The following is a 20,498-nucleotide window of genomic DNA, read 5'->3' as shown; positions in this document are numbered from 1 at the left end:
CTGACCTTACCGGTTCGCCATTCCCTAGCCGCGCTACGCCTGGAGTATTCCTATGCTGACTTTCCTTGGCTTTGCCATGGTCATCACGTTCATGTTCCTGATCATGACCAAGCGCCTGTCTGCGCTGATCGCGTTGATCATCATCCCGATCCTGTTCGCATTGTTCGGTGGTTTTGCGCCGAAAATCGGCCCGATGATGCTCGAAGGCATCACCAAACTCGCCCCGACCGGGGTGATGCTGATGTTCGCCATTCTCTATTTTGCCTTGATGATCGACTCCGGCCTGTTCGACCCGGCAGTGCGCAAGATCCTCAAACTGGTCAAGGGCGACCCGTTGAAGGTCTCGGTCGGTACTGCAGTACTGGCGCTGATAGTGTCCATGGACGGTGATGGTGCCACCACTTACATGATCTGCGTGGCCGCCATGCTGCCGCTCTACAGCCGCATCGGCATGAGCCCGCGGATCATGGCCGGTCTGATCATCCTCGCTGGCGGTGTGATGAACATGACCCCATGGGGCGGCCCGACTGCTCGCGCAGCCAGCGCCTTGCATGTCGACCCGTCGGACATCTTCGTTCCGATGATCCCCGCTATGCTCGCTGGTGTCGTAGCGATCCTGGCGATTGCCTATATGTACGGCAAACGCGAACGTGCACGTCTAGGTGAGCTGCACCTGCAAGGTGACGATATCGACCACAGCGAAATCAGCGTTTCGCAGTTCCCGGATGCCCGTCGCCCGAAGCTGATCTGGTTCAACGGCGCGCTGACTCTGGTGCTGATGGGCACACTGGTCGCAGGTCTGCTGCCACTGCCCGTGCTGTTCATGGTCGCCTTCAGTATCGCCATGATCGTCAACTACCCGTGCCTGCAACAACAGAAGGACCGCGTTGCGGCCCACGCCGGTAGCGTGCTGGCGGTGGTCGGGCTGATTTTTGCTGCGGGTATCTTCACCGGCATTCTCTCTGGCACCGGTATGGTCGACGCCATGTCGAAAAGCCTGCTGGCGGTGATTCCGGACGCGCTTGGCCCGTACCTGGCAGTGATCACTGCACTGGCGAGCATGCCGTTCACTTTCTTCATGTCCAATGATGCTTTTTATTACGGCGTGTTACCAGTTTTGGCCGAAGCCGCCAGCCACTACGGCATCACGGCTGTGGAAATGGCACGTGCCTCGATCGTCGGTCAGCCCGTCCACTTGCTGAGCCCGCTGGTGCCATCGACCTATCTGTTGGTGGCATTGGCCGGGATCGAATTCGGTGATCATCAGCGCTTCACCCTCAAGTGGGCAGTGCTGGTTTGCCTATGCATAATGTTCGCCGCTTTGCTGATGGGGATTTTTCCGCTGTTCAGCACTCTATAAGCTCAAGACCTACCACGACGGGTCTAGACTTCGATTTTTCGAAGCCTGGCCCCGGCGTGGTTTAACACTCGCTCAAAGGAATACACATGGAATGGCTGACCAACCCGGAAATCTGGGTTGCCTTCTTCACGCTGACCGCCCTGGAGATCGTCCTGGGCATCGACAACATCATCATGATCTCGATCCTGGTCAGCCGCATGCCCAAGCACATGCAGGCGCGCACACGGATCTTCGGTCTGGCGCTGGCCATGGTCACGCGGATTCTGTTGTTGCTGTCGATCACCTGGGTCATGCGCCTCACCGCCGACCTGTTCGTGGTCTTCGGCCAGGGTATTTCCGGACGCGACCTGATTCTGTTCTTCGGTGGTCTGTTCCTGCTGTGGAAAAGCTCCCAGGAGATGTACCACGCGCTGGAAGGTGAAGACGAAACCAGCGACGAGATGAACGGCAAGGGCGGTAATTTTTTCTACACCATCATCCAGATCGCCATCATCGACATCGTGTTCTCCCTGGATTCGGTGTTCACTGCGGTCGGCATGGTTTCCCATGTACCGGTCATGGTCGCGGCGATCATCGTTGCGGTGCTGGTGATGATGCTGGCTTCGGGCACCATCAGCGAATTCATCGACAAGCACCCGTCGCTGAAAATGCTCGCGCTGTCGTTCCTGTTGGTGGTCGGTACCGTTTTGATCGCCGAGGCCTTCGATGTGCACGTACCAAAAGGCTACGTCTACTTTGCCATGGCGTTCTCGCTGGCCGTGGAAGCGATCAACATCAAGATGCGCACTGCCATCGCGAAAAAACGCAGGCAACAAGATCCAGTGAAACTGCGCAAAGACATTCCGGGTCAATAACCTGAGAACGCGCGGTTAGAGAAGGGGCTTTCGAGCCCCTTTTTCACGTCTGCATAAAGTTGATTTTATGACAGTTTTGTTTCAATCGACTCTTTAGCTGTGCGATGCTGGCGCCCAGCCTGTTAGCCAACTACAGCTTAAGTACAGAACGTAGAACGTCGCGAGGCACCGTCAACTTGCCCCTTTTGGGGCGCTATTCACCACAGGGGGCCCAGCATGCTGACCCTGCTCAATCTGCTTTCCGCCGTGACCCTATTGATTTGGGGCACGCACATCGTCCGTACCGGCATCCTGCGGGTCTACGGTTCGAATTTGCGCCACATGATTGGCCAGAACATGTCCAAACGTCCTCTGGCATTCGTCGCCGGGATTCTGGTGACCGCTATGGTCCAGAGCAGCAACGCCACGGCCATGCTAGTCACTTCGTTCGTTGGCCAGGGCTTGATGGCACTGACGCCAGCACTGGCAACCATGCTGGGCGCCGACGTCGGTACTGCGCTGATGGCACGGGTGCTGACTTTCGACCTGTCCTGGTTGTCACCGCTACTGATCTTTCTCGGGGTGATTTTCTTTCTGTCGCGCAAACAGACCCGCGCTGGGCAACTCGGGCGAGTCGGCATCGGCCTGGGGCTGATCATTCTCGCCCTGCAACTGATCGTCGAAGCCGCCGCCCCCATTACCCATGCGCAAGGCGTGAAGGTGGTGTTTGCCTCGTTGACCGGCGATATCCTGCTCGACGCCCTGGTCGGCGCGTTGTTCGCGATGATTTCCTACTCCAGTCTGGCGGCCGTCCTACTCACCGCAACCCTGGCCAGCGCGGGCGTAATCAGCCTGCCGGTGGCCATCGGCCTGGTGATCGGCGCGAACATCGGCAGCGGTGTGCTGGCGTTCCTCAGCACCAGCATGCAAAACGCCGCCGGCCGGCAGGTAGCGCTGGGCAGCTTGCTGTACAAACTGATTGGCCTGCTGCTGATCATCCCGGTGCTCGACCCGCTGGTGAAGTGGATGGACACCCTCGATTACGGTCCGCAAGGCCTGGTGATCGGTTTTCATCTGCTCTACAACACGGTCCGTTGCCTGCTGTTGCTGCCCAGCGTCGGACCAATGGCGCGGATCTGTGCCTGGTTGCTCCCCGAGCGCCCGGAAACCAATGGGCTGGCGCGGCCGCGCCACCTGGACGCGACCGCGCTGGCCACACCGAGCCTGGCGCTGGCCAACGCGGTGCGGGAGACCCTGCGTATTGGCGACCTGATCGACAACATGCTGGAAGCGATGCTCGATGTGCTGCGCGGCAAGCAAACCGCCGTTACTCAGGAAATGCGCCGTTTGAGCGACGACGTCGAGGCGCTCTACAGCGCGATCAAACTGTATCTGGCGCAGATGCCCCGCGAGGACCTCAGCGAGCAGGACAGCCGCCGCTGGGCCGAAATTATCGAGCTGGCAATCAACCTGAAGCTCGCCGGGGATGTGATCGAACGCATGTTGCGCAAGGTTCAGCAGCAGAAGACTTCGCAACGCCGCTCCTTTTCCGACGTTGGCCTGGAAGAGCTGGCGGACTTACACAGCCAGTTGATCGCCAACTTGCGTCTGGGCTTGTCGGTGTTCCTCAGCGCCGACCCGGAAAGTGCCCGACAATTGCTGCGCGAAAAACGTCGCTTCCGCGCTCAGGAACGGCGCTTGGCCCACGCCCATGTCAGTCGCCTGCAACGCAAGATCGTGCAAAGTATCGAGACCAGTTCGCTGCATCTGGAGTTGATCGCCGATATGAAGCGTCTCAATTCACTGTTCTGCAGCAGCGCCTATGTGGTGCTGGAAACCGCCGACACTGGAGCGCTGGTGGTGGACGATATCACTGACGTCACGCATTCGCCTTGAACGTCTGGCGTTGGTAGAAGTCAGTTAGAACGGGTGAAAGTTAACTCTGTGGCCACAAAAATCGGCTCATTCAAACTATCGCGTCCGGTTTTTACCTGCCAGGAGCCCTTTATGCGTTGCCTGTTGTTCGCTTTTCTGTTGCTCGGCTCAGCCTATTCGTTTGCCCTGGATCGCTTTCAGGTCGAGGGCTACATGCTGCCCAACGGTCTGCAAGTGCTGCTCAAACCCGGCGGTGAGCGCGGCCATGTGGCGATTCGTCTGGTGGTCGGCGTTGGCCTGGATGATTTCAGCTGTGCCGACAAGGAACTGCCGCACCTGCTCGAGCATTTGTTGTTCAGTGGCATCGACGCCAGCGGTGAGGGTGGGCTGGAAGAACGCATGCAGGCGCTGGGCGGCGAATGGAATGCCTACACCAGCAACGCCGACACCACCTTCGTCATCGAAGCCCCGGCGAAGAACCAGCGCAAAGTCCTCGAACTATTGCTGGCGCTGTTGACCCGAACCGAGATCGACAACACGGCAATCAGTGCCGCCAAACAAGTCGTCGAGCGTGAAGACGGCGGTCACTATTCGCACTTGCAGCGCTGGCTGGACCGTCAGGATCTGGGCCATAAGGCCAGTAATCAACTGGCCGTAGAGCTCGGCCTGAAATGCTCCGAGCGGGCCGAGGTCGACCACCTGACTCGCGAACAACTGGAGAAGGTGCGCAAAAATTGGTACGTACCGAACAACATGACACTGATCGTCGTCGGTGAGCTCGACCGCCTGTTGCCGGCGTATCTTGAGCGCACCTATGGTGAGCTCGATCCGAAAGACCCCACCGAGCATTTGCCGCTGCCTGATATCCAGACCAAAGCCGCCCCCAAGCGCGATCTGATCCTGGGCTGGGTCGGTGGCGGCGCCAAGCTGCACTGGCTGTTTCCCGAACCGGTACTGGCCAACCAACATGACGAAACGTACGACCTGCTCAAGGACTACCTGGACTGGGCGCTGTATCGCCAATTGCGCCTGGAGCATGGGCTGTCCTACGGCCCTTGGAGCGAACGGGAAGTGTTCGGCGGCGTCGGTTTTCTCAGTCTGAGCGCCGACTTGGAGCGCGATGACCTGCCGCAAGCCGAGCAAGTGCTCAATGACATGAAGGCCAATCTGCTCAAGGACGGACTCGATCCCGCCACCTTCGCCCGCCTGCAGCAGGCCGCCGTCGCCCGTCAGGCATGGGCCGTGCAAGGCGATAGCGCGTTGGCGGATTACTACTGGAGCGCCCTTGGTGATTACGACAATGGGCGTTTTGCCGATCCGGCCAAGCGCCTGCAAGCAGTAAGTCTGGAGCAAGCCAATCAGGCCATGCGCCAGTTGCTCAACCAGCCCGGCTACCTGCGGATCGAGAAGCCCTTGCTCAGTTATGACGCGCTGAGTTGGCTGGGCGCCGGTCTGCTGGGGTTGATCGCGCTCGCTGGGCTGGGCTGGCGTGTTCATCGCAAAAAACAATAACTGCAGCGAACGCCAAACCTGTGGAGAGGGAGCTTGCTCCCGCTGGGCAGCGAAGCGGCCCTAAATTTTGCAATCGCGGTGGATCAGGCAAACCGCATGCTCAGGTTTTACGACTGCTTCGCAGCCGAGCGGGAGCAAGCTCCCTCGCCACACTGGCCCGCCAACGGTATTGTGTCGGGGTTTTTTCCTCCTAAGACTGCGAACTACCGAATGCCTAACTGCACTCTTTACATACAGCGCATCCTGGAACTGATGAAGCGCTATCCAGGGGTGATTGCGCTCGGCGGTTTTATCTCCGGGGTTGGCAGTTTCATTCTGGTCGATCGTCAGCAAAGCCTGGCGACCTGGATTGCGACCATCATGCTGGTGAGCTGGGTCTGGCTGATGCTGGAAAACAGCCTGACCCAGCTCTTCACCAAGGTCTTCAAACGCGAAATTCCGCAGCCGCTGTTGCGTTACGCGACGCAGATGATCCATCAGGAAAGCCTGTTTTTCGTCCTGCCGTTCTTCTTTATCACCACCACCTGGAACAGCGGGCAACTGGTCTTCACTGGCTTGCTCGGCGCGGCGGCACTGGTCTCAATCACCGACCCGCTGTATTACAAATGGCTGGCTCCACGCCGCTGGCTGTTTCTGGCGCTGCACACGCTGACCTTGTTTGCCGTATTGCTGACGGCATTGCCGATCATCCTGCACCTGACCACCGCGCAAAGCTTCAAGCTGGCGCTGGGCATCGCCATGCTCTTGTCTTTCCCCAGCCTGGCGTCGAGCTTTCCGATCCGCAACTGGCGCGGCGGGCTGATATTGCTGGGGATGACGTTGGCTATCGGCGGCGCCGGGTGGCTGTTGCGCTCCTGGGTACCACCAGCGACCCTGTGGATGACCGAGGTGGCGATCAGCACTGAACTCCAGGACAGAACCCCCGGCGACGACCTCGACGAAGTCAGCGCAAGCCAAGTGCGCAACAGCGGTCTGTACGCCTACACCGCGATCAACGCGCCACGAGGGCTCGACGAGCGGATTTATCACGTCTGGCAGTTTGAGGGCAAAGAGGTCGACCGCATCGCCCTGGATATCCACGGCGGGCGCAAGGAAGGCTACCGAGCCTGGACCCACAAGCAGAACTTCCCGGACAATCCGGTCGGCCGCTGGCAGGTTCGCGTGCTGACCGAAGACGGTCAGGTGATCGGTGTGTTGCGCTTCACGGTGACCGACGCAGGTCAAACCACCGAGACGCCGAGCGAGGCAAAGTAATCGGGATCGTGCTATTACGTAGCTCTGTGTAATAGCCGAACAAGCACGGAGCCTATGACCAGCAGCATGATGGCCGGCAGTGCCCAACTGGATACGTCCAACACCCCTGCACAGCTGCGGGTCACAGGTGACTGGACGCTTGCCCATTACGCCGATCTCAAGCGACTGACCGAAAAGCTTCACGGCCAATACGACGACACAACCCACATCGACCTTAATAGCCTCGGCGCCCTCGACACCGCTGGGGCATCTCTGCTGGTGGAGCTGCTGGGCGCCGAGCGGCTCGGCAAGTCGGCCGAACATCCCGATTGCCGCCTGGGCGCAGCCGACCGCGCGCTGCTGCAAACCGTTTACTGTTCGCTGACCGACTTCTGTGTACCGGTCAAAGAACCTGAGGTGAGCGTTGGAATTCAACTGCTGACCCGAATCGGTCGCGCTGTCGACGCGGTCTGGCAGGACACCCTGCAACTGCTGGGCTTTATCGGTCTGATCCTCGAAACCCTGATGCGTGGGCTGTTTCGGCCCTCGCGCTGGCGCGTCACACCGATGGTTGCGCATATTGAACAAACCGGCCTCGACGCAGCGCCTATTGTCGCCTTGCTGACCTTCCTGGTGGGTGCGGTGGTGGCCTTTCTCGGTGCCACGGTACTGGCCAGCTTTGGCGCAAGCATCTTTACCGTGGACTTGGTCGCGTTCTCTTTCCTACGAGAGTTCGGCGTATTGCTGACCGCGATTCTGATGGCCGGGCGCACCGCCAGCGCGTTCACCGCGCAAATCGGCTCGATGAAGGCCAACGAAGAAATCGACGCGATTCGTACCTTGGGCCTCGATCCGGTCGAACTGCTGGTGCTGCCACGGGTTCTGGCGCTGCTGGTGGCGCTGCCGATGCTGACCTTTCTGGCGATGCTCTCGGGCATTGTCGGCGGCGGGGTGGTTTGCGCGGTATCGCTGGATATCTCGCCGGCAATGTTCCTTTCGCTGCTGCAATCGGATATCGGCGTTCAGCACCTTCTGGTGGGAATGGTGAAAGCACCGATTTTCGCGTTCCTGATTGCTGCGATCGGTTGCCTGGAAGGTTTCAAGGTCAGCGGTAGCGCCGAATCCGTCGGCGCACACACCACCTCCAGCGTGGTGCAGTCGATCTTCGTGGTGATCGTTTTCGACGCTGTGGCCGCGTTGTTCTTTATGGAGATGGGCTGGTGAGCCGTTTACCCCGTGAGCCCGCTGAGGCGGTGATCGAAGTCCGCCGGCTGTGCAACCGCTTCGGCAGCCAGAGCGTGCATGAAAACCTCGACCTGGATGTGTACAAGGGCGAGATTCTCGCCGTGGTCGGCGGTTCCGGCAGCGGCAAGTCCGTGCTGTTGCGCAGCATCATTGGTCTGCGCCGGCCCAGCGAAGGCTTGGTGCGGGTATTTGGCCAGGACTTGCCGAACCTGTCGGCACACCAGCGATCGCTGGTTGAGCGACGCTTCGGTGTGCTGTTCCAGAAGGGCGCATTGTTTTCCTCGCTGACAGTGACCGAAAACGTCGCGCTGCCACTCATCGAACATGCGGGCTTGAGTCGTCCCGACGCCGAACACCTGGCCGCGGTGAAGCTCGCACTGGCTGGGCTGCCGCTGTCGGCAGCTGACAAATACCCGGCCTCGCTGTCCGGCGGCATGATCAAGCGCGCGGCACTGGCCCGTGCCTTGGCGCTGGACCCGGACATCCTGTTTCTCGATGAGCCGACTGCCGGTCTCGACCCGATTGGCGCCGCGGCTTTCGATCAATTGATCCTGACCTTGCGCGATGCCTTGGGGCTGAGCGTGTTCCTCGTCACCCACGACCTCGACACCCTGTACACCATCACCGACCGGGTCGCAGTGCTGGCGCAAAAGAAGGTACTGGTGGCGGACGCCATCGACAAGGTCGCGGAAACCGACGACCCCTGGATTCACGAATACTTCCATGGCCCGCGCGGCCGCGCGGCACTCCAAGCCGCTACACAGCTCAACGAGGTATGACATGGAAACCCGAGCCCATCATGTATTGATCGGCCTGTTCACCGTGATTGTGGTGGTCAGCGCCTTACTGTTCGGTCTGTGGCTGGCCAAATCCAGTGTCGACACCGAGTTCAAGGATTATGAAATAGTCTTCAGCGAGGCGGTCAGCGGCCTGTCCAAGGGCAGCTCGGTGCAGTACAGCGGGATCAAGGTCGGGGACGTAGTCTCGCTGCGCCTGGACCCGAACGACCCGCGCCGGGTGCTGGCGCGAATCCGCCTGAGCGGCGAGACCCCGATCAAGGAAGACACCCAGGCCAAACTGGCCCTGACCGGGATCACCGGAACCTCGATCATCCAGCTCAGCGGAGGTACGCCGCAAAGCCCGGAACTCAAGGGACACGACGGCAAACTGCCGGTGATCGTCGCCTCGCCATCGCCGATCGCCCGGCTGCTGAACAATAGCGATGACCTGATGACCAGCGTCAACCTGCTACTCAACAACGCCAACCAAATGTTGTCGCCCGATAACGTTGAGCGCATCAGCAGCACGCTCGAGCACCTGGAGCAAACCACCGGAGCCATCGCCGACCAGCGTGGCGACATCCGCCAGGCCATGCAGCAGTTGGCGTCAATTGGCAAACAGGCCAGCGCCACTCTGGAACAAACCACCGCGCTAATGCGCAATGCCAACGGCTTGCTCAGCGATCAGGGCAAGCAGGTGTTTGGCAGTGCCGAGCAGGCCATGCAGTCCCTGGAGCAAAGCAGCGCAACCCTCAACAAGCTGCTGACGGACAATCAAGACTCGCTCAACAGCGGCATGCAGGGGCTGAACGGGCTGGCCCCTGCCGTGCGTGAACTGCGCGATACCCTGAGTTCACTGCGGGCCATCTCTAACCGTCTGGAAGCCAACCCCAGCGGTTACCTGCTGGGCCGCGACAAGAACAAGGAGTTCACACCATGAAGCTCACCTACCGTGTAGTTGGCCACCTCACACTGATCGCCAGCTTCGTGCTGACCAGCGCCTGCTCGATCCTGCCCAAGGCGGAGCCGGCCGACATCTATCGGTTGCCCACGGCACAGAACAGCGCGCCGCCCCCCCGCGACAGTCCGCTGCCATGGTCATTGCGCCTGGCCAAGCCACGCGCCAGCGAAGCCTTGAACAGCCCGAATATCGCCGTCGTACCGCAAGGTGATCTGATCAGCAGCTACAAGGCTTCACGCTGGAGCGACCCGGCGCCAACCCTGCTGCGCAACCGTCTGTTCGATGGCTTTCAGCGTGACGGACGGGTGCAGTTGCTCAGCACCGATGACAGCAATCTGCAGGCTGATTTCGAATTAGGCGGGGAATTGCAGGCGTTCCAGACCGAGTATCAAGGCAATACCGTGGAAGTGGTGGTTCGCCTGGATGCGCGACTGGTGCGCGGCAATGATCAACGGATCATCGCCAGCCGCCGCTTTGAAGTGCGTCAGCCGCTGAACGATCCGAAAGTCCCGGCGGTGGTCGCAGGGTTCGGTCAGGCCAGCGACAAGCTGACGGGGCAGGTGATTGGTTGGGCGGTGGAGCAGGAGCAGAGGTCTGCGCCACCTCAACCAAAGAACCAATAACAAACCCCAATCGCCGCCACAACGCCGGCAAACTCGGCCAGCAGCGCGCAACCCACCGCATGGCGAGCGCGCTGAATGCCAACGGCGCCGAAGTACACCGCCAGCACGTAGAAGGTGGTTTCCGTACTGCCCTGAATGACTGCCGCCGCCAGTGCCGGAAAGCTGTCCACGCCCTGGGTTTTCATGGTTTCGATCAGCATTGCCCGAGCGGCACTACCGGAAAAGGGTTTGACCATCGCCGTCGGCAAAGCGTCAACGAAACGGGTGTCCCAACCCGCCCATGCCACCAGATGACGAATCCCGTCCAGACCAAAATCCAGCGCCCCGGACGCCCGCAATACACCCACCGCGCAAAGCATCGCCACCAGATACGGCAGCAGATTCTTGGCGACATCGAAACCTTCCTTGGCGCCTTCGACGAATGCTTCGTACACCTTGACCTTGCGTAGCGCACCGATCACCAGAAACAACATGATCAACCCGAATAGCGTCAGGTTACCGAGAATCGACGAGAGGCTGGCCAGCGCCGCGGAGGAAAGCGTTGCCAGCAACGCCATGAAGCCGCCCAACGCCAACGCACCCGGAATCAGATAAGCCAGCACCACCGGGTCCCACAGCCGCAGGCGCTGCATGAACGCCACCGAGAGCAGACCCGTCAGGGTCGAGGCGCTGGTGGCCAACAGGATCGGCAGGAACACCAGCGTCGGGTCAGGAGCGCCTTGCTGCGCGCGGTACATGAAGATCGTCACGGGCAGCAGGGTCAGTGATGAAGCGTTCAACACCAGAAACAGAATCTGCGCGTTGCTCGCCGTGGTTGCGCTGGGATTAAGGTCCTGCAAGGCACGCATGGCTTTCAAACCAATCGGCGTGGCGGCATTGTCCAGACCCAGGCCGTTAGCAGCGAAGTTCAGGGTGATCAAACCAATGGCCGGGTGACCGGCGGGGACTTCCGGCATCAGCCGCAAAAACAGCGGACCGAGTGCCTTGGCCAGCCAGTCAACGATCCCGGCCTTTTCGGCGATCCGCAGAAAGCCCAGCCAGAGCGTCAGAGTGCCGAACAGCAGGACCATCACCTCCACCGACAACTTGGCCATGGCAAAGATACTTTCCACCATCGCCGCGAAGATCCCGGCATTGCCGCCAATCAGCCACTGCGCCAGTGCCGAAACGGCAGCCACGATGAAGAAGCCAAGCCATAGGCCATTGAGCATCAGTTAAATCCCCCAGAAGATGCGACGAATGATAGCGGTCAGTTGCCAGAAACAACAAACCCCGGTTTCCCGGGGTTTGTTGTAGGCGGTCTGAAGGACCTTAGTTGTTAGAGGTCTCGCCGGCTGGCAGCGGCTCTTTGCTGCGCCAGTGCGGCAGGGAGTTCCAGTAGCGCTCGCCCTTGGCGTCGTCGTACATGCCTTCCCAACGAGAGATGACCAACACGGCGAGGGCGTTGCCGATCACGTTCAGCGCGGTACGGGCCATGTCCATGATGCGGTCGACACCGGCGATGAACGCCAGACCTTCCAATGGAATACCCACGCTGCCCAGCGTCGCCAGCAGCACCACAAAGGAGACGCCTGGAACACCGGCGATACCTTTGGAGGTGACCATCAGGGTCAGCACCAGCAGCAATTGCTGGCTGATGGACAGGTCGATGCCATACAGCTGCGCGATGAAGATCGCCGCGATGCTTTGATACAGAGTCGAGCCATCAAGGTTGAAGGAGTAGCCAGTCGGCACCACGAAACTGCAGATGGCTTTCGGCGCACCGTAGGCTTCCATCTTCTCGATCACGCGAGGCAGCACGGTCTCGGAGCTTGCGGTGGAGTAGGCGAGCACCAGCTCATCCTTGAAGATGCGCATCAGCTTGATCACCGAGAAGCCGAACAGGCGAGCAATCAGGCCCAGCACTACGAAGGCGAAGAACGCGATCGCCACGTAAACCAGGATTACCAGTTTGGCCAGCGGGACCAGGGAAGCGAAGCCAAAGTTGGCGACGGTCACCGCGATCAGTGCAAAAACGCCGATCGGGGCGTAGTTCATGATCATGTGGGTGACTTTGAACATGCTTTCCGACACGCCCTGGAACATCTTCACCAGCGGTTCGCGCAGATCGGGCTTCAGGCTCGACAAGCCGAGGCCGAACAACACCGAGAAGAAAATGATCGGCAGCATCTCGCCACGCGCCATGGCGGCAAAGATGTTCGACGGGATCAGGTTGAGGATGGTTTCGATGAACGCGTGTTCATGCTGAACCTCGGCGGCAGTCGCCTGGTACTTGGAAATATCCACAGTGCCCAGGGTGCTCATATCAATCCCGGTACCTGGATGGAATACGTTTGCCAGTACCAGACCGACCAGAATCGCGATGGTGGTGACCACTTCGAAGTAAAGGATGGTCTTGAGACCAATACGCCCGAGCTTTTTCGCGTCACCGACACCGGCAATACCAACGATCAGCGACGAAATCACAATCGGGATCACGATCATCTTGATCAGACGGATAAAGATATCGCCCGCTGGTTGCAGGACGTTGCTGATCCACCAGGCTTTTTCGGCACTGAAATGGTTGAGCACCGCCCCAATTGCAATCCCCAGCACCAGACCGATGAGGATCTGCCAGGCGAGGCTAAGCTTTGCCTTCTTCATATCATTACCCTTTCTTATAAGTGGACTCGGGAAGATGCGCAAACTGGAACACTCAAGAGCGAAAAAGTCTGTGCACCTGCCCCCGTATAAGGTCACCGCGAGCGAGCATTTACGGCTCTCTGCAGGCGAAAAAAGGCGCAACTATTCCGATGCAAGAGGGGCGCGTCTAATGCCGTAAACGCCTACCCTATGCCGAGTCGGCATGAGTTTTCTCAAACCAAACCATCGTCCCAACCGGTTCGAATACGACACTCATGCGGTCATAAGCGCCATGAACCGGCCATTACAGGCGACATGCGGGAGTTATTGGCGGCATGAATAACGACGAAAATTTTGGAAATACCCGGTAACGAGGAGTGAAAACAGAGCCGAATCAGACCCAGGTTTCTCGATATACGGTCGCGATGGAACACCGCGAAACGGTTGAGAAAAACAAAGAAAGGATTTTTTAGAGATTGAGAGCGTGAGGATCCAGCGGATAGCTCTAGAACAAGCCTTTGCGTGTTCAAGCACGCCGCAAGCCCGCCAAGCCCTCAACGACTCGCGAACTTGCGGCACAGCTTTTCCTGACCCGGCCCTTGCGGAGGCACCCCACGTACCCCTAGGTCACTCCGATCTCACATCGATCAGAACGTCCCGGCCCCTTGGTCATGCGCCTGCCTTCCTCGGGTGGCGCAAAAGGAAAGAAGCAAAGGGTTCGGGCTTCTTTCCAGAGTAGAACTCAGCGTCTTTAACGAAACGCTCATGTTCATCCTCGGCCGCGACGGCCAAAGAAGAAGGAAGCAATGAACATCACCAGGAACACGACAAAGAGAATCTTGGCGATACCCGTGGCGGTGCCCGCGATACCACCGAAGCCCAATACTGCGGCCACAATGGCAATGATCAAGAATGTGATTGCCCAGCTCAACATGGTGATTCTCCTTACGCGTCTGGTAGAGGTGTTGCTGGTGTTGCGATTCCCGGCGCAGCTATCCCACGCCAAGTCTTATGCCTAAAACACCCAACGCTCCTGAGGAACGGACTCAGCCACGGGTTGCGCCTGGTCGACATCCATCATGTGCATCGGTACGGAATCGGCAAACTGGCTGCTGACCGCGCTGAAATGGGTTTGCGTGGCGTGATGAATCAAGTGTGGCGCCACTTGCTGCTGGCTCTGATCCCAACGTTGGAACTGCTGACCACCCATCAGCGTGACAAGCAGCGCCAGGATTGCAAACAGCCCCTGCTGCAGATACAGAGGCGAAATAGGCAACTGGGCGAGACGTCGGCGATTCATCCTGAAGCTCCTCCCACACGGGTGGTCATTCGGAAGAAAGGCGCTTCTGTCATTACGCCTTTGGTTAATCAGACTATTGCAGCCTGCATGCCAGCTTCTAATTAGAAATAAACCTATAAATATCAAATATTTATGAATTGAATGGGAACACCTCCGAACGCAACTTGCACGATTGCTCCCTAGGCGTCGTGCGTAATGCACGATCAATGTGTAAGAAAATTGAAAATTTTTGGAGTCAGAAGAGATCTGCGGATGTCAGACGGGAGAGGCAAGGAGCGTTGAGTGCTCTGACTTTGCTAAAAAACTATATAAATCAGATTGTTAGTAATCTAAAGAATTGATAGCTAACCTGCATACAGTGGAATCGATCAGAATCGACCATGCAACTTGCCCGATTTTTCCGTGACTAAATTATGATCATTCATTAAAGGAGCGTGGGAAATGGAATCAGCCACAGAGCATCAAGGCCGTATTCTTCTGGTGGATGATGAATCTGCCATCCTCCGCACCTTCCGTTACTGTCTGGAAGACGAAGGCTATACCGTGGCCACTGCCAACAGTGCGGCCCAAGCCGATGCCTTATTACAACGTCAGGTGTTTGACCTGTGCTTCCTCGACCTGCGGTTGGGCGAAGACAACGGCCTCGATGTGCTGGCGCAGATGCGCATCCAGGCTCCGTGGATGCGTGTGGTGATCGTCACCGCCCACTCGGCCGTGGATACCGCAGTCGATGCGATCCAGGCCGGTGCTGCGGATTACCTGGTCAAACCTTGCAGCCCTGACCAATTGCGCCTCGCCACCGCCAAGCAACTGGAAGTGCGCCAGCTCTCGGCGCGCCTGGAAGCACTCGAAGGGGAAATGCGCAAACCCAAGGACGGTCTGGACTCTCACAGCCCGGCGATGAAAGTGGTGCTGGAAACCGCACGCCAGGTCGCTGGCACCGATGCCAATATTCTCATTCTCGGCGAATCCGGTACCGGTAAAGGCGAGCTGTCCCAAGCCATTCACGGCTGGAGCAAACGCGCGAAAAAATCCTGCGTCACCATTAACTGTCCGTCGCTGAGCGCCGAGCTGATGGAAAGCGAGATGTTCGGCCACAGCCGCGGGGCCTTTACCGGCGCCAGCGAAAGCACCCTCGGACGGGTCAATCAGGCCGATGGCGGGACGCTGTTCCTCGATGAAATCGGCGACTTCCCGTTGGCCTTGCAACCAAAATTATTGCGCTTCATTCAGGACAAGGAATACGAACGCGTCGGTGACCCGGTGACTCGTCGCGCCGACGTCCGCATCCTTGCCGCGACCAACCTCAATCTCGAAGACATGGTGCGCGACGGACGTTTCCGTGAGGACCTGCTGTACCGGCTGAATGTCATCACCTTGCACCTGCCGCCGCTGCGCGAGCGCAGTGAAGACATCCTGGCCCTGGCTGATCGCTTCCTGGCCCGCTTCGTCAAAGAATATGCGCGACCGGCTCGCGGCTTCAGCGATGAAGCGCGCGAAGCGCTGCTCAACTACCGCTGGCCGGGCAACATCCGCGAACTGCGCAACGTGATCGAACGCGCGAGCATCATTTGCCCTCAGGAACGGGTAGAAATCAGCCATCTGGGCATGGCCGAACAACCGACCAACAACGCTCCGCGAATCGGTGCGGCATTGAGCCTGGACGAGCTGGAGAAAGCCCATATCGGCGCGGTGCTGGCCACCAGCGACACCCTTGATCAAGCCGCCAAAACCCTCGGCATCGATGCCTCGACACTGTACCGAAAACGCAAACAGTACAACTTATGAGCGGCGCGTCATGAAGCTCGCGATGAAACTGCGTACTCGGCTATTCCTGAGTATCTCCGCGCTGATCACCGTCGCCTTGCTCGGACTTCTGCTCGGGCTCGTCAGTGTCATACAGATGGCCAATACCCAGGAATCGCTCATCCGCAACGATTTCATCACCCTTGAGCTGGGCCTCAAGCTGCGACAAACCTTGGGCGATCAGTTGATCATCGTGCTCAACGAAAAGCCTGACCTGGCGGCGTTGGAGGAATCCAGACAGCATTACATCGAGCTGCTCGACCAAGGCATCCAGCTCCAACAAAGCACTGCAAGTCAACAGAACGGCTTTAGTAAGGCCCGAGCTGACTATCTGAGCTTTCTCGAAGCATTCGGCCGCGCTCTGGAACAGTCGGGTAGCCTGATCGGCAACCAGGACCTCACCGAAAAACTCAATGTGCTGCAAAACAGCCTGATCATCGAGCAAAAACAGGCGCTGGATAACATCAGTGAAGCCCAACGCCATGCGCGAGATCATGCGTTGTTGATCGGCGGGTTACTCGGGTTGGTGGGGCTGGCGGTGCTGATCATCGGCTTCATCACCGCCCACGGCATCGCCCAGCGCTTTGGCGCCCCCATTGAGGCGCTGGCCAAGGCTGCGGACAACATCGGCCAGGGCAATTTCGAGGTGACACTGCCGATCTCCTCGGCCGTGGAAATGAATTTGCTGACCCGTCGTTTCGGGATCATGGCCGAGGCTCTGCGTCAGCACCAGGCAACCAATGTCGACGAGTTGCTCGCTGGCCAGCAACGCTTACAAGCGGTGCTCGACAGCATCGATGACGGTTTGCTGATGATCGACCGCCAAGGCCGTCTGGAGCATCTCAACCCCGTGGCACAACGGCAATTGGGCTGGGACGAGGATCGCCTGGGGCAGGGGCTGGGTACCGCACTTGAGCGCGCGGAACTCGACGAGCAACTGCAATTGGTCCTGCGTGGTGGCACTCTGGAAAGGGCACCTGAGGATTTGAGTATTGAGGTTGATGGCGAGTCGCGGCTGCTGACCTACAGCCTGACACCGGTGAGCCATAACACCCAGGGGCACATTCTCGGCGCGGTCATGGTGCTGCACGACGTCACCGAACAGCGCGCGTTCGAGCGGGTGCGCAGTGAGTTCGTGTTACGTGCGTCCCATGAATTGCGCACACCGGTCACCGGCATGCACATGGCCTTTGGTCTACTCCAGGAGCGCGTGCATTTTGCCCATGACTCTCGCGAAGCCGACCTGCTCAATACCGTCAACGAAGAAATGCAGCGTTTGATGCAGTTGATCAACGACCTGCTGAACTTCTCGCGCTATCAAAATGGCCTACAAAAGCTCACCCTTGCTCCCTGCACCATCGATGAACTGCTTGAACAGGCTCAAGCTCGCTTCGCTGAGCAAGCCCACGAGCAGGGCATCGAGTTGCTGGTAGAGGCGCAATTGCCACTGCCCAGGCTTCAAGCCGACCAGGCACAACTCGAACGGGTGCTGGATAACCTGATCGGCAATGCGCTGCGCCATACCGCCCGGGACGGGCAGATCCGTTTACAGGCGCGTCGACATGGCGAGCGAGTGATTATCAGCGTCGAGGACAACGGCGAAGGTATCGCTTACGGCCAACAGGGGCGAATTTTCGAGCCCTTCGTTCAGGTCGGTCGCAAGAAGGGTGGCGCTGGCCTGGGCCTGGCGTTGTGCAAGGAGATCGTGCAATTGCACGGCGGGCGGATGGGCGTCTACTCACGGCCGGGGCAGGGCACGCAGTTCTACATGGCGCTTCCGTTATAGGCACGCGGCGTGCAATCAGTCTTCATCGTCCAGACGCCGCGTAGCCATCCGACGACCACGGGTAATCAGCTCAATGAACTGCACTGCGCTCAGGGCATGGGCAAACAGCCAACCCTGCCCATAATTCACCCCCTCACTGCTCAGCAGCGAGGCTTGGGCTTCATATTCGATCCCTTCGGCAATCACCTTGAGTTGCAAGGCATGCGCCATACGAATGATATGCGGCGCCACTCCGCTACTGGCGGCATCGTGCCCCAAGGCATCGATAAAGGCTTTATCGATTTTCAAGCAGTCCACGGGCAAGGTTTGCAGGTAGGCAAGGCTGCAATAGCCGGTGCCAAAATCATCGATCAGCACTTGATGTCCGGCACTGCGCAACGCTTGCAGGTTGTCACGTGCAACGTCCACGTCGATCAGGCCACGCTCGGTCACCTCAAAGGCAATCTGCCGCGCTGCAACCCGATGCAGGTCTAACAAACGTGCCATAACTTGTCCAATGCGCGGCACCATTACATCGCAGGCCGCCAGGTTGACCGAAATGTATAGGTGCGGATTGGCGCGTAACAGCTGGCCTAACTGTTCAAGCAAACGCTGCAACACGAAATCGGTGATCTCACGGATTTGCCCGGTATTTTCCGCCATGGGGATAAACAGATCCGGGCTGGTCAACGTACCGTCCGGCCGCCGCCAACGCAGCAGTGCTTCAGCACCAACGCATTGACGACTATTGAGATCGAAAATCGGTTGGTACAAGACCTGTAACTCGTTACGACGCAACGCCCCCTGCAACTCTCCACCCAGCGACTGACGCTGGCGAGCCAACTGCAAGACCAGCCACCCAATAAAAATCGCTAATAACAAACTTATCGGTAGCAACCAGCGCCAGGCCGTCGTCATTTCCACCTGCAAACTTGCACGCGGGGTCATGAGTACAAGCTGATACTCCGGGTTGTTGGTTGGCATTCGGTAAATCAGCTGATGTTGTGTTACCAGAAGGGCATCAGTGCTCACTGGGGGCCAGGGCTCGATCGGTGGCCAGGGTTGAGTCGCGCCCAGTACCGGGATTGCCCTCGCGCCATGGTCGAGCACCACCAGCAAGCTGCTACCGGGTGTCAGGTCGACCATATCGGTCAGATGGCCACGAGAAGTCGCAACACGAAAGTTACCGCGTCCGAGCATTAACACCGCACGGTTTTCATTAGGTTCTGTCGAGGTGTTCAACCAGTAACTGTAGGTCGGCCCCTTGATGTCTGGAGGGCCCACGGAAGAAAGATTGTCCTGGCGTGGCCGGTTTGAGCAGGACTGGTTGGAGTCGATGTAAGTCGCTTCATAAACAAAGCGGTAACTGAAGCTTACCTGCTGCAACGTCGCAATCATGTCGACATTGCAACCCCGCACCGGCTGGGCTTCCAGCTCATCGAGGCCTTCGCGCAATTGGCCGAATAGTTGTTCCAGTCGCTCGAGAAAGCGCTCGCCCTGAGCATTCATCTGTTCGCTTTCGCGTTGTTGTACCTGATGCAGCGCTAAGCCCATGCTGCCCAGCAATAACAACGTGGCGCTGAGTACAGCCGCCATCATCGCCAAAAACCAAGGGCGATGGAACCAACTATGCAGCGTCTCTCGAGCGGCAGGCATCATTGAATATCCAAAGGATTACCAATGAGTTATAGCAACTGATTGAGAAATCGCCCGGACCGTCGGGCGGCGTCATTATTTTGTTTGATTCAAGACCTGCAAAATAGCCGCGCTTTCCGCATCCGGTGTACCGTCGAAGCGTGATGGTCGATAGTGCATCTGGAACGCGGCCATTACATGACGCGTCGAGACATCCAGCTCACCGGTTTGCGGTGTGGCATAGCCCAGACGAGCAAGCTCTACCTGAAACCAGATGATGCTCGGTAGCTGAACCGCAAACAACGCTTGCTCGCGCGCCACGGCTTGAGCATCCGGCCAAATCACCAACCCTTCATCGGCCAGACGCTTCCAGGGGAGCAGTGGGCCCGGATCGAGTTTACGCAACGGCGCGATGTCGCTATGCCCGATGATATTGCGCGGATCAATATTGTTACGCTTGCTGATGTCTTTGAGCAAAACGATCAACGCCTTGATCTGACCCTCGGTATACGGATACCAGAGGCGACCGGTCGGCGTATCGCGGAACCCCGGATTGACGATTTCGATACCGATGGAGCTGGAGTTCAACCAGGTCCGGCCTTGCCATTCACTTTCCCCGGCATGCCAGGCCCGCTGGTGTTCATCGACTAACTTATAGATAGTCGGCGGATTATCATCGCCAATCAGGTAATGGCTGCTGACTTCGCCATGGGTCAACAAGGCCAGCGAGCGCTCCAGCGAAGCGTTGGTGTAATGGATCACCACGAATTGAACACGGTTATCGTAATTGACCGAAGGATGACTGGTGTCGATTCGAGGCCCGCTGGAGCAGCCGGCCAACACAAGAAGCGACACGACGAGGGAAAGAAATTTCATGGCAGACCGTTACACTGAGGACTGTAATGCAACAGTGTAACGTACTGCCTTCCAGATGATCGGCAAAAGCCCG

The 20,498-nt window shown here is 58.5% G+C and carries 17 protein-coding genes; 11 read left to right on the top strand and 6 right to left on the bottom strand.

Going from position 1 to position 20,498, the window contains the following annotated elements:
* The first annotated feature begins 52 nt into the window (after positions 1-52).
* The 9 genes from ACN1C3_RS02515 (at position 53) to ACN1C3_RS02475 (ending at position 10,421) form a co-directional block, all read left to right on the top strand.
* Positions 53-1,360, top strand: coding sequence for a CitMHS family transporter (locus ACN1C3_RS02515; protein ID WP_419114197.1), 1,308 nt, complete (start codon positions 53-55; stop codon positions 1,358-1,360).
* 86 nt (positions 1,361-1,446) lie between these two features.
* On the top strand, positions 1,447-2,214 hold the full coding sequence (locus ACN1C3_RS02510) for a TerC family protein (protein WP_419114196.1): 768 nt from the start codon (positions 1,447-1,449) through the stop codon (positions 2,212-2,214).
* A 216-nt stretch (positions 2,215-2,430) separates the two neighbouring features.
* Entirely contained in the window at positions 2,431-4,089 is a 1,659-nt protein-coding gene (locus tag ACN1C3_RS02505) for a Na/Pi cotransporter family protein (RefSeq protein WP_419114195.1), read from the top strand.
* A gap of 111 nt (positions 4,090-4,200) precedes the next feature.
* Complete coding sequence (locus ACN1C3_RS02500) at positions 4,201-5,580, top strand: M16 family metallopeptidase (protein WP_419114194.1); 1,380 nt, start codon at positions 4,201-4,203, stop codon at positions 5,578-5,580.
* Between the two features lie 210 nt (positions 5,581-5,790).
* Positions 5,791-6,834 carry a DUF5924 family protein gene (locus tag ACN1C3_RS02495; RefSeq protein WP_419114193.1) on the top strand — a complete coding sequence of 348 codons (1,044 nt, stop codon included), beginning with the start codon at positions 5,791-5,793 and terminating at the stop codon, positions 6,832-6,834.
* Positions 6,835-6,888: 54 nt separating this feature from the next.
* Complete coding sequence (locus tag ACN1C3_RS02490; RefSeq protein ID WP_419114192.1) at positions 6,889-8,037, top strand: MlaE family lipid ABC transporter permease subunit; 1,149 nt, start codon at positions 6,889-6,891, stop codon at positions 8,035-8,037.
* Entirely contained in the window at positions 8,034-8,837 is an 804-nt protein-coding gene (locus tag ACN1C3_RS02485; RefSeq protein ID WP_419114191.1) for an ABC transporter ATP-binding protein, read from the top strand. The genes ACN1C3_RS02490 and ACN1C3_RS02485 overlap by 4 nt, the downstream gene beginning before the upstream one ends.
* A gap of 1 nt (position 8,838) precedes the next feature.
* The gene (locus ACN1C3_RS02480; protein WP_419114190.1) at positions 8,839-9,777 is read left to right on the top strand and encodes an MlaD family protein; all 939 of its coding nucleotides are present in this window, start codon (positions 8,839-8,841) and stop codon (positions 9,775-9,777) included.
* A complete protein-coding gene (locus ACN1C3_RS02475) occupies positions 9,774-10,421 on the top strand; it encodes an ABC-type transport auxiliary lipoprotein family protein (RefSeq protein WP_419114189.1) in 648 nt (215 codons plus the stop codon). Before ACN1C3_RS02480 ends, ACN1C3_RS02475 begins: the two co-directional genes overlap by 4 nt.
* Here ACN1C3_RS02475 and ACN1C3_RS02470 read toward each other — a convergent pair.
* From ACN1C3_RS02470 to ACN1C3_RS02455, 4 genes are all read right to left on the bottom strand, one after another.
* Positions 10,403-11,632, bottom strand: a complete 1,230-nt coding sequence (locus ACN1C3_RS02470) for a nucleoside recognition domain-containing protein (RefSeq protein ID WP_419114188.1) — start codon at positions 11,630-11,632, stop codon at positions 10,403-10,405. The genes ACN1C3_RS02475 and ACN1C3_RS02470 overlap by 19 nt on opposite strands.
* 100 nt (positions 11,633-11,732) lie before the next feature.
* Positions 11,733-13,064: a glutamate/aspartate:proton symporter GltP gene (gene gltP / locus ACN1C3_RS02465; protein ID WP_419114187.1), complete on the bottom strand. Its 1,332-nt coding sequence runs from the start codon at positions 13,062-13,064 to the stop codon at positions 11,733-11,735.
* Between the two features lie 748 nt (positions 13,065-13,812).
* Positions 13,813-13,977, bottom strand: a complete 165-nt coding sequence (locus tag ACN1C3_RS02460; protein WP_003170804.1) for a DUF1328 domain-containing protein — start codon at positions 13,975-13,977, stop codon at positions 13,813-13,815.
* An 81-nt stretch (positions 13,978-14,058) separates the two neighbouring features.
* Positions 14,059-14,343, bottom strand: a complete 285-nt coding sequence (locus ACN1C3_RS02455) for a hypothetical protein (protein WP_419114186.1) — start codon at positions 14,341-14,343, stop codon at positions 14,059-14,061.
* Between the two features lie 441 nt (positions 14,344-14,784).
* On the opposite strand from ACN1C3_RS02455, the gene algB reads away from it, so the two are divergent.
* The gene (gene algB, locus ACN1C3_RS02450; RefSeq protein ID WP_419114185.1) at positions 14,785-16,131 is read left to right on the top strand and encodes a sigma-54-dependent response regulator transcription factor AlgB; all 1,347 of its coding nucleotides are present in this window, start codon (positions 14,785-14,787) and stop codon (positions 16,129-16,131) included.
* Positions 16,132-16,141: 10 nt separating this feature from the next.
* The gene (locus tag ACN1C3_RS02445; protein WP_419114184.1) at positions 16,142-17,935 is read left to right on the top strand and encodes an ATP-binding protein; all 1,794 of its coding nucleotides are present in this window, start codon (positions 16,142-16,144) and stop codon (positions 17,933-17,935) included.
* Between the two features lie 15 nt (positions 17,936-17,950).
* Here the strand turns inward: ACN1C3_RS02445 and ACN1C3_RS02440 are convergent, their stop codons facing one another.
* Together ACN1C3_RS02440 and ACN1C3_RS02435 are read right to left on the bottom strand one after the other, a co-directional pair.
* Positions 17,951-19,573 (bottom strand): EAL domain-containing protein, encoded by a 1,623-nt coding sequence (locus ACN1C3_RS02440; protein ID WP_419114183.1) that lies wholly within the window; start codon positions 19,571-19,573, stop codon positions 17,951-17,953.
* Between the two features lie 72 nt (positions 19,574-19,645).
* Positions 19,646-20,425 carry an N-acetylmuramoyl-L-alanine amidase gene (locus tag ACN1C3_RS02435; RefSeq protein ID WP_419114182.1) on the bottom strand — a complete coding sequence of 260 codons (780 nt, stop codon included), beginning with the start codon at positions 20,423-20,425 and terminating at the stop codon, positions 19,646-19,648.
* Positions 20,426-20,498: the final 73 nt, after the last annotated feature.

The sequence above is a fragment of the Pseudomonas sp. H11T01 genome (assembly GCF_048515765.1).
Taxonomy (GTDB): domain Bacteria; phylum Pseudomonadota; class Gammaproteobacteria; order Pseudomonadales; family Pseudomonadaceae; genus Aquipseudomonas.
This window is presented reverse-complemented; position numbering and strand designations above follow the sequence as displayed.

Bases quoted from the DNA above. Each gene is read 5' to 3' on its own strand.
- ACN1C3_RS02515 (WP_419114197.1), top strand. From the start codon at position 53: ATGCTGACTTTCCTTGGCTTTGCCATGGTCATCACGTTCATGTTCCTG.
- ACN1C3_RS02510 (WP_419114196.1), top strand. From the start codon at position 1,447: ATGGAATGGCTGACCAACCCGGAAATCTGGGTTGCCTTCTTCACGCTG.
- ACN1C3_RS02505 (WP_419114195.1), top strand. From the start codon at position 2,431: ATGCTGACCCTGCTCAATCTGCTTTCCGCCGTGACCCTATTGATTTGG.
- ACN1C3_RS02500 (WP_419114194.1), top strand. From the start codon at position 4,201: ATGCGTTGCCTGTTGTTCGCTTTTCTGTTGCTCGGCTCAGCCTATTCG.
- ACN1C3_RS02495 (WP_419114193.1), top strand. From the start codon at position 5,791: ATGCCTAACTGCACTCTTTACATACAGCGCATCCTGGAACTGATGAAG.
- ACN1C3_RS02490 (WP_419114192.1), top strand. From the start codon at position 6,889: ATGACCAGCAGCATGATGGCCGGCAGTGCCCAACTGGATACGTCCAAC.
- ACN1C3_RS02480 (WP_419114190.1), top strand. From the start codon at position 8,839: ATGGAAACCCGAGCCCATCATGTATTGATCGGCCTGTTCACCGTGATT.
- ACN1C3_RS02475 (WP_419114189.1), top strand. From the start codon at position 9,774: ATGAAGCTCACCTACCGTGTAGTTGGCCACCTCACACTGATCGCCAGC.
- ACN1C3_RS02470 (WP_419114188.1), bottom strand. From the start codon at position 11,632: ATGCTCAATGGCCTATGGCTTGGCTTCTTCATCGTGGCTGCCGTTTCG.
- gltP (WP_419114187.1), bottom strand. From the start codon at position 13,064: ATGAAGAAGGCAAAGCTTAGCCTCGCCTGGCAGATCCTCATCGGTCTG.
- ACN1C3_RS02460 (WP_003170804.1), bottom strand. From the start codon at position 13,977: ATGTTGAGCTGGGCAATCACATTCTTGATCATTGCCATTGTGGCCGCA.
- ACN1C3_RS02455 (WP_419114186.1), bottom strand. From the start codon at position 14,343: ATGAATCGCCGACGTCTCGCCCAGTTGCCTATTTCGCCTCTGTATCTG.
- algB (WP_419114185.1), top strand. From the start codon at position 14,785: ATGGAATCAGCCACAGAGCATCAAGGCCGTATTCTTCTGGTGGATGAT.
- ACN1C3_RS02445 (WP_419114184.1), top strand. From the start codon at position 16,142: ATGAAGCTCGCGATGAAACTGCGTACTCGGCTATTCCTGAGTATCTCC.
- ACN1C3_RS02440 (WP_419114183.1), bottom strand. From the start codon at position 19,573: ATGATGCCTGCCGCTCGAGAGACGCTGCATAGTTGGTTCCATCGCCCT.
- ACN1C3_RS02435 (WP_419114182.1), bottom strand. From the start codon at position 20,425: ATGAAATTTCTTTCCCTCGTCGTGTCGCTTCTTGTGTTGGCCGGCTGC.